Source organism: Gemmobacter caeni (genome assembly GCF_003054195.1).
GTDB lineage: Bacteria > Pseudomonadota > Alphaproteobacteria > Rhodobacterales > Rhodobacteraceae > Gemmobacter > Gemmobacter caeni.
In genome coordinates, this window is sequence record NZ_QBKP01000019.1 from 78,445 (window position 1) to 86,782 (window position 8,338).

The 8,338-nt window shown below is 65.8% G+C and carries 8 protein-coding genes and 1 pseudogene; 3 read left to right on the top strand and 6 right to left on the bottom strand.

The annotated features are described in order from the left end of the window. Positions 1–114: 114 nt before the first annotated feature. Both C8N34_RS21445 and C8N34_RS21450 read left to right on the top strand, forming a co-directional pair. Positions 115–2,121: a two-component system sensor histidine kinase NtrB gene (locus tag C8N34_RS21445; protein WP_422387676.1), complete on the top strand. Its 2,007-nt coding sequence runs from the start codon at positions 115–117 to the stop codon at positions 2,119–2,121. Continuing rightward, the gene (locus C8N34_RS21450; protein WP_108130445.1) at positions 2,118–2,726 is read left to right on the top strand and encodes a response regulator transcription factor; all 609 of its coding nucleotides are present in this window, start codon (positions 2,118–2,120) and stop codon (positions 2,724–2,726) included. The genes C8N34_RS21445 and C8N34_RS21450 overlap by 4 nt, the downstream gene beginning before the upstream one ends. Before the next feature lie 8 nt (positions 2,727–2,734). Here C8N34_RS21450 and pdxY read toward each other — a convergent pair whose 3' ends face one another. The 3 genes from pdxY to C8N34_RS21465 form a co-directional block, all read right to left on the bottom strand. Further along, complete coding sequence (gene pdxY / locus C8N34_RS21455) at positions 2,735–3,583, bottom strand: pyridoxal kinase (protein ID WP_054303775.1); 849 nt, start codon at positions 3,581–3,583, stop codon at positions 2,735–2,737. Next, positions 3,580–4,266 (bottom strand): MOSC domain-containing protein, encoded by a 687-nt coding sequence (locus tag C8N34_RS21460; RefSeq protein WP_108130446.1) that lies wholly within the window; start codon positions 4,264–4,266, stop codon positions 3,580–3,582. The genes pdxY and C8N34_RS21460 overlap by 4 nt, the downstream gene beginning before the upstream one ends. Positions 4,267–4,591: 325 nt before the next feature. Further along, a complete protein-coding gene (locus C8N34_RS21465) occupies positions 4,592–4,852 on the bottom strand; it encodes a pyocin activator PrtN family protein (protein WP_242013870.1) in 261 nt (86 codons plus the stop codon). Positions 4,853–5,133: 281 nt separating this feature from the next. On the opposite strand from C8N34_RS21465, the gene C8N34_RS21470 reads away from it, so the two are divergent. Beyond that, positions 5,134–5,721: an antitoxin of toxin-antitoxin stability system gene (locus C8N34_RS21470; protein ID WP_229825243.1), complete on the top strand. Its 588-nt coding sequence runs from the start codon at positions 5,134–5,136 to the stop codon at positions 5,719–5,721. 12 nt (positions 5,722–5,733) lie between these two features. Here the strand turns inward: C8N34_RS21470 and C8N34_RS21475 are convergent, their stop codons facing one another. The 3 genes and pseudogenes from C8N34_RS21475 to C8N34_RS21485 form a co-directional block, all read right to left on the bottom strand. Then, on the bottom strand, positions 5,734–7,278 hold the full coding sequence (locus C8N34_RS21475; protein ID WP_108130451.1) for a Fic family protein: 1,545 nt from the start codon (positions 7,276–7,278) through the stop codon (positions 5,734–5,736). Positions 7,279–7,484: 206 nt separating this feature from the next. Then, positions 7,485–7,829 (bottom strand): annotated as a pseudogene (locus tag C8N34_RS21480) (pyridoxal kinase); the annotation flags it as partial. Beyond that, positions 7,826–8,338: MOSC domain-containing protein (locus tag C8N34_RS21485; RefSeq protein WP_244910754.1), on the bottom strand; the 513-nt coding region annotated here is incomplete at its 5' end. The pseudogene C8N34_RS21480 and the gene C8N34_RS21485, both read right to left, overlap by 4 nt.

Genomic DNA, 8,338 nt, shown 5'->3' on the forward strand with positions numbered 1-8,338 from the left:
TCCGCCCTCCCGGCGGTCCTCACCTTCTTGCCAGCCGGGACGCGCCACCGCTATTGTGGGTTTCCGCAATTCGCCCGCTAACAGGGGCATGCGGCGCAGGGGGAGGTTACGGCACTGGCGCAGGGCAAGGAGGCGCGGGCGGCATCGGCGGTTCCGCCGGGGGCAGAGGGCGACCCCTGGGCGGTCGAGGGTGGGCGGCCGCGACTGCGACGGCTGGATCTGCTGTCGCTGGTGCCGCTGGTTGCCATCGTGGCGCTGGTCGCCACGGTGGGCGCGCTGGTCTGGGCCGTCAGCCGCAGCGAGGCCGAACAGGCACGGGTGAAGCTCGCCACCGATGCGCTGTGGGTGGAACAGACCCTGCGCTTCCAGCTGTCGGTGGACGAGGACATGCTGGTGCGGCTGGCGCTGGATGCGGCTGGGGGCGTGCCACCGCAGGCGCTGGATGCACGGGGGCGGCTTCATATCGCCAACAATCCCGAACTCCTGTCGATCGTCTGGTATGATGCCAATGGCCGTCCGGCCCGCGCGCTGCCCGGCGCGGGGGCTGCCAGTGACGCCGATCTGGTGGCGCTGTTGCGGCGCACCGGCGCACAGGCGACGCGTCCGGTCTACGGCGCGGTCGGCGCCGACGGGCGCGTGACCCTGGCGCTGCCGCTGCCGGGGCAGAGCGGTTATGTCAGCGCGACCGTGGCCCTGCCGGTGATGCTGGACCGCCATGTGCCGTGGTGGATCGCCGAACAATATGGCGTGCGCATCCTTGCCGGGGATGACCGGGTGCTGGCCGAACGGCAGCGGCTGGAGCCGGACCTGGCAAACCCTTCGCATGCCATCAGTTTTGACCCGCCGATCCGGGGCACATTGCTGCGCATCACCGCTTATGACGCGCCTGCGGGCTTCCGGTCTGCCCTGATGATCGGGGCCATCGCGGGGCTGGCCGCTTTTGCCATCCTTGCGCTTCTGGTGCTGTTCCGCACGGCCGAGCGGCGGCGCAGCGCCGAATTGCGGCTGCGCGGTGAAACGGCCTTTCGCCGCTCGATGGAGGAAAGCCTGACCGTGGGCCTGCGCGCCAAGGACCATCAGGGCCGCATTCTCTACGTCAATTCCGCCTTCTGCAATCTGGTCGGCTGGCAGGCGGGCGAGCTTGTCGGGCATCACCCGCCGATGCCCTACTGGGACCCGGCCCGGCTGGACGAGACGCAGGCCCGCCATCGCGCACTGGCGGCGGGCGGTGCAATCAGCCAGAGCTTCGAGACGCGCTTTCGCCGCCGCGACGGGCAGGAAATCGACGTGCAGGTCTACGAGGCGCCGCTGATCGACGCGAAGGGCGCGCATCGCGGCTGGATGGGATCGGTCATCGACATCACCGAAGCCAAACGCGCCGCCCGTCTGGCCCGTGCACAGGATGAAACCATGGCGCGCACCGGGCGGCTGGTGACGCTGGGCGAGATGGCCTCGACCCTTGCGCATGAGCTGAACCAGCCGCTGTCGGCCATCGCCTCATACGCGGCGGGCATCCTGAACCTGCTGGACAGCGGCCGCGCCGATCCGGCCATGTTGCGCGGCGCGACCGAGAAACTGGCGCAGCAGGCGGGCCGGGCCGGGCTGATCATCCGCCGCATTCAGGATCTGGTGAAGAAGCGCGAGCCGCAGTTTTCGCAGATCGCGCTGGACGAGGTGATAGAGGAAACCGTGGGCTTTCTGGCGGCGGATGCACGCGAACACCGTGTCCGGCTGGTGACCGGGATTTCCGCCGTTCCCCGCGTCGCAGCGGACCGGATTCTGCTGGAACAGGTGCTGATCAACCTGATCCGCAACGGGATGGAGGCGATGGGCGACACGCGGTCCGGCGATACGCTGACGGTGCGGCTGGTGCAGGACGAGGGGCAGGCGGTGATCGAGGTCGAGGACCATGGCGCGGGCATCGCGCCCGAGGTGGCGGGGCGGCTGTTCGACGCCTTCGCCACCACCAAGGCACAGGGGATGGGCATGGGGCTGAAGATCTGCCGTTCGATCATCGAATTGCACCGCGGGCAGCTGACCCATCGCGCGGCGGCCTCGGGCGGCACGGTATTCCGGGTCAGCCTGCCGGTGGCCGGGGAACAGGAAAGGGCAGCGGAATGAGCGGGATGATCCATATCGTCGATGATGAAGAGGCGATCCGCGACGCGCTGGCCTTCCTTCTGGCCTCGCGCGGGGTGGCGGCGCGGGGATGGGCCTCGGGTGAGGAATTTCTGGCCGCGCAGCCGCTGGAGGATTGCGCCTGCGTCATCCTTGACGTGCGCATGGGCGAGCTTTCCGGCCCGGAGGTGTTTGAACGGCTGCGCGCCATGGGCAATCCGGTGCCGGTGATCTTTCTGACCGGACATGCCGATGTGCCGGTGGCGGTGCGCACGCTGAAGGCCGGGGCCTTCGATTTCGTGGAAAAGCCGTTCAATGACAACCAGATCGTCGATCTGGCCCTGCGCGCCATCGCCGCCCATCAGGCGGCCGAGGCCGAGGCGGCGGCGCGGCGCGATCTGGCCGCCCGCCGCGCCACCCTGTCGGGTCGTGAGGACGAGGTGCTGCGCGCCATGCTGACCGGGGCGCTGAACAAGCAGATCGCTGACCAGCTTGGCATCGCCATGCGCACGGTCGAGGTGCATCGCGGCCGGGTTCTGGCCAAGATGGGGGTGCGCAATGCCATCGAACTCGCGGCGCTGCTGGGGGCCGACGGGCGCGAGGGCTGAGGCGCCGGTCAGGGGCTTCCCAGTGTCAGCAGTGCGCGGCGGAACTCCGGTTCGGTCAGCACCACCTCGCCCGCGCCAAGCGCCTGCGCATGGGCCAGCGCGCGTGCCGTCAGCACCTGCGCGGTTTCCACCGCGCGGGGCAGCGTCAGCCCCCGGCCCAGACCCGCGACCACCAGCCCGGCGAACAGATCGCCAGTGCCGGGCAGGGCAATCGGCAGATGCGGTGTCGGGTGGCGGCTTGTTCCTCCGGGGCCAAGGATGACGCTTTCGATATGGCCTTCTGGCGTATCCTCCAGCGCGCAGCCGGTCACGATCAGTCGCGCCGCCGGGGCAAGCGTCAGCCTGTCACGCGCGGTTTGCAGATCCGCCAGCGTGCGGGTTGTCCCTCCGGTCAGCCAGCCCAGTTCAAACGGGTTGGGCGTCGCCAGATCGGCCAGCGGCAACAGGCGGTTGCGCATCACATCGGCAATTGCCTCGGGCACATAAAGGCCCGGCCCCGCATCGCCCATCACCGGGTCGCACAAATAGGTCAGCCGCGGATTCAGCGTTTTCGCCTCGGCCACGAAATCGGCCACCATCAGCGCCACATCCAGCGAGCCGATATAGCCGGTCAGCAGGATGTCCGCCCGTTCCGCCAGACCGCGTTCGCGCGCGCCTTGCAGCAGGTCGGAAAAGAACTCCGGCGGCAGGGCGCGACCGCGCAGCGTGGGGTAATTCGGGGTGTTGGAAAACACCACGGTGGGGATGGCCGCCACCTCCAGCCCCGCCGCCTGCATTGGAAACAGCGCGGCGGAATTGCCGACATGGCCGAAGACGACCTGGCTTTGAATGGCGATCACGAAAGGGGGCGGGGTCATGCGGGGCCGTCCAGCCTGTTGCTCCAGTCCTCGACCCGGCCGCTTTCCAGCCGCCGGACCGCATATTTGCGCCAGCCCTCGGCCAGCAGGTCAAGGGCGGCGATACCCTCCAGCTCGGCCCGGTTCAGCCGGTCGACATAGAGCGCATGCCAGAGCCGGTGCAGGCTCCACTCCGGAACGGGACGTTCGATCCGCTCCAGCAGGTCGCCGGGGGCTACCGTACCGGATTGCAGCACACGGTAATACCAGCCGGTGCGCCCGCTTTGCTGCACGCGCCGCGCCATGTCGGGCACGGCGAAACGGTGGCTCAGCTTCCAGCAGGGCTGGCGCCCCTGCGACACCTGCAGGATGGCGCTGCCCAGCCGGAACACATCGCCCACCGCGACATCCGCCTCGGTCAGTCCGGCAGCGGAGATATTCTCGCCAAAGCCGCCCGGTGCGCGCAACGGGGGCAGGTCGCCCAGTTCGGCCCGCCACAGGGCATAGTGATCCAGCGGATAGTGATGCACGGCCTTTTCCACCCCGCCATGCACCCGCAGGTCGGCCTGTTCGTCACCTTCGAGCCCGCCGGGGCCAAGCGACAGGGGCCGGTCGACAGGCGTCTTGGCGATGCCGCTGAGGATATCCCGCCCCGTTAGGGGGGCGGCGCGGCCGGTCAGGAGTGTGACGGAAGGATTCGGCATCGGCTGTCCTGTAGTTTACATCTTCTAGATCACCGATCCGCGTGCGATGCAGCACGGAAAATGCCAAAATCGCCCGAATGGCTTGGCCCCGTCGTCGCAGGTGTGTATAGCGACGCCCTTGTAATCCAGCCCGAACCGGCCCCTGCCTTCGCCGGACGGGCGCCCTGCCTATGACAGAACCCGCACCGATGTATCCCTCGCACAAACTTTCCGTGGCGCCTATGATGGATTTTACCGACAGAATGAAAAACGCCGCATAACCAATTGGTTAGGCGGCGCGTTTTCGGTAGGTCATACGGAAGTCATACAGAAGGGCGACTGAGCGTCACCCGTGAAGCTGGTGGAATTCCTTCTGGGCGGCTTCCCGCCGTTCGTCATAGTACGCCGCGAGGTCGCGCAGGTCCACGCCCTTCGCGCTCTTCTGCGAACCTTCGATCTGTACAAGGGGCAGCTTGATTGCGCCGTCCGCCACCTTACGCAGAAACTTTTCGCGGGTCAGGTGGGGGAAGAAGTCCTTGCAGATTACTTCCACCGGCAGGATGGGGCGGCCTTCGTAGCGGGCCATGAGCATCAAGGTAGTGTCCAAGCGTGTATCTCCTTTCTCTAGGTCATCTTGGCATCGGCGGGCCTCCTTTCGGCTTCCGTTTGCGCTTCGGTGATCTAGCTATGCCACGCTTTCGAGATTCACGCAAATATATGATAAAAAACATAAAAATTTGTCTTCAAGCTGAATTTCAGGCTTGGGGGCATTTCCCGCTAACGCGGGGCCATCGGCAGGCCACCGACAAGGAAAAGGGACCTAGCTGGCCCCCCTCTCGCTCATTCGACTAGGTGTCGTGGTCTTCGTCTTCGCCCGCGTCAGCGGGCATCCATGATCACGGACGGGGGGAAGGTCTGGGTGGCTTCGACCATAACTGGTACGATGCCGTCTATGAGGATTTCCAGCGCGTCGCCGAAATCCTCGGGCTGAACCTCAAGACCCGAACCGTCCGGTTGATGGGCGGCGGCACCCGACGGGAGCCTTGCATCTGGTTCCGAGGCTTCTGGAGCCAGGGGGATGGCGCGTGCTTCGAAATCTTCTATGCCTACCGCAAGGGCGCCCCACGCCGGATCAGGGAATACGCACCGCAGGACACCGAGCTTCACTGCATCGCCGATGCCCTGCAGGTGATCCAGCGTCGAAATTTCTACCAGCTTCGCGCCGAAGCCACCCATCGCGGCCATTATTACCATGAGTACTGCATGGCGATCTCGGTCGAGCGTGATAGCCCGAGCTGGCAGGACTTGACCGCCGACGCCGAGGAGGTGGTTATCAAGGCGTTGCGCGATCTGGCCCGCTGGCTCTACCGCCAGCTCAAGCGCGAGTTTGACTATCTGTCGTCGGATGACGTCGTCGATGAGACCATCGTCGCCAACGGCTACACCTTCACTGAAGCCGGCCAACGGTTTGGGTGAGGAGGTTCGGCCTCAGAACTCCTCCCGCAACTCCGCATAGATGGCTTCGATCCGGTCAGCCTCCTCATCGGTCAGAGCGGCGAACTCTTTCGCTCTGGCGCGTCCGGAAAGCCTGCCACCGTTCTGGTGCAGGAAGCGAAAGAGCAGGTCGAGCACGCGGTCCGGCATGTCGATCAGGCCCGAGACGCGGGACTTGAACCCGTCATAGGCACGCAGGAACCGGGTCTCTGCTGGCAGGTCATGGTCGATGGTCTGGGCCACGCAGGCGAAGAGGAATTCGGCATGGGGCGTGGCATCAAAGAAGCGATAGAAATCGCCGGTGTCGTTCAGCACCTCGACGTTCCCGCGATCGGTTGGGCGCCAGCTGACATGGGGCAGCAGTCGACGCGAATAGCTCTCGAGCACCTGCCGATAGGCCTCGATCCGTTCGAGGATCACCGCCGACACCGGAAAGACCAGCCCGGGCGGATTGAAGCCGCGTGCAGCAAGAATGTGGTGGATCAGGTAGCGATGAAGGCGCCCGTTGCCGTCCTCGAACGGGTGGATGTAGACGAAGCCAAAGGCGAGGCTGGCGGCCGCCAGAACAGGGTCGAGCCGCGGGGCGATATCGCGGTCGAACGCTTCGAGCCCGGCGATCAGCGCAGGCAGGTCTTCATGCCGGGCGCTGACGTGATCGGGCAGGGGGGCGCCGGTCGTGCGGTCGTGCTCGCCAATGAAGCCGCCCTCCTGCCGCAGGCCCAGATGGACGAAGCGGGCATCGCCGATGACGATGCGTTGGAGGCGTTCGAGTTCTGCCCGGTCGGTCGGATGGCGCCCGGCGTCACCGATGATCTGGCCCCAGCGCCGGATACGATCCTGGGGCGGGTTCTCGCCTTCGATCTGGAAACTCGACCGTGAATCCTTGAGCAGCAGGAAGGCCGCCGTGCGCGCGAGCAGATCGGCGGGCACCTCGGCCAGTACCGCGCGGGCTTCGGCTGCCAGATCGCGGGCAATGAAGGCTTCGATTGCCGGAGTGCGGAAGATCATCGGGCAGAAATCCGGGGTGCCGGGCAGGTTGTTGCGGACCCGGTGGCGCGTCGAGGGGGCGCCCTCTGCGTCCCATTGGAGCCTGGCATCGACCACGGGCGCGTAATTGCCGCGTGTAGCGTCGGGCAGCTCCAATTCCGCGCCGAGGAGCCATTCATAGAGGAACCAGATCCTGCGCGCGTAGCTGCCCGTCGGGGCAGCCTCGACAATGGCCTGGATCGGCTCTGGCCCGGTTGCCTTGAACAGCCGCTTGAGAACTGCCAGATCCAGCCCCTCGTAGCGCAGCGCGAAGGTCAGATGACCGATGAGGCTCGCCTCGGGTTCATGGCGGGGCGTGTAGAGGCGCCAGCCGTCAGCCTCGTAGACCTTGTGACGTGGGCCGATGGCGGAAAGTGTCCGGGGCAGGGGCGTTGCGAGCGCATAGGCATCGATCAGCGCAGCATAGCCCGCAGGTGTGGACTCCTCGGGGAGCCAGCGCTCGTGAAAAACGGTTACTGCAGCTGAAAACGGATTCCTTTGCGCCTGCTCCATGAAATTCAGTTCTTGGTCCCGATGATTGATCTTAAGTCGGTGTATCTCATGAATATTGATTGCAATCAATGAGGTCTTGCGAAACTTGATGGCGGAGCGCTGTCGCCCTCGGGTCAAACTGTGGATATGCTAGGACGTAAATCATCACGACACAGTGGGGAAATCCGCACCACGGGTCAACGATCGGCTGGTTCCCTCAAGGGAGGCGGGTCGCAGATGTAGCACAGGCGCGGGTTCGCGGCCTTCGCCTCGGCCACGAAATCCGCCACCATCTCGGCCACGTCGAGCGAGCCGATATAGCCGGTGAGAATGTAATCCGCCCGCTCGGAGAGACCGCGTTCGCGAGCGCCTTGCAGCAGGTCGGAAAAGAATTCGGGCGGCAGGGCGCCGCCGCGCAGGGTCGGGTAATCGGGTGTATTCGAGAAGACCACGGTGGGGATCGCCGCCACTTCGAGGCCTGCCGCCTGCATCGGGAAGAGCGCTGCGGAATTGCCCACATGGCCGAAGACCACCTGGCTCTGGATGGAAATGACGAAAGGGGGGGCTTTCATGCGGAGCCGTCCAGTCTTGCGCTCCAATCCTCGACCCGGCGGCTTTCCAACCGCCGGAGCGCGTATTTGCGCCAGCCCTCGGCCAGGACATCGAGCTCAGCGATGCCTTCTAGTTCGACCAGGTTCATCCGGTCCACATAGAGAGCGTGCCAGAGCCGTCGTAAAGTCCAGTCCGGTGCCAGGCGGTCGATCAGCTCCAGACGGTCCCCGGGGGTAACGGTGCCGGTCTGGAGCACCCGGTAATACCATCCCGTGCGTCCGGCCTGCTGCACGCGCCGCGCCATGTCGGCCACGCCGAAGCGGTGGTTGAGCTTCCAGCAAGGCTGGCGCCCCTGCGAGACCTGGATCAGCGCGTCGCCCAGCCGGAAAGTATCGCCGACGGCGACCTCCGCTTCGGTGAGCCCGGCGGTCGAGAGAGGTGGCTGCGGGAACCTGAACAGCCGGGATAAGTGGATTTTCCGCGTAACAGCAGCATGATGCTGCGAGCGAGGAGAAGACCATGGCAAGAC

What these genes read in the sequence shown, in the direction of transcription:
- pdxY (WP_054303775.1), bottom strand. Translation starts at nt 3,583, where the DNA reads ATGACCCCGCCCCCTTTCGTGATCGCCATTCAAAGCCAGGTCGTCTTC.
- C8N34_RS21460 (WP_108130446.1), bottom strand. Translation starts at nt 4,266, where the DNA reads ATGCCGAATCCTTCCGTCACACTCCTGACCGGCCGCGCCGCCCCCCTA.
- C8N34_RS21450 (WP_108130445.1), top strand. Translation starts at nt 2,118, where the DNA reads ATGAGCGGGATGATCCATATCGTCGATGATGAAGAGGCGATCCGCGAC.
- C8N34_RS21475 (WP_108130451.1), bottom strand. Translation starts at nt 7,278, where the DNA reads ATGGAGCAGGCGCAAAGGAATCCGTTTTCAGCTGCAGTAACCGTTTTT.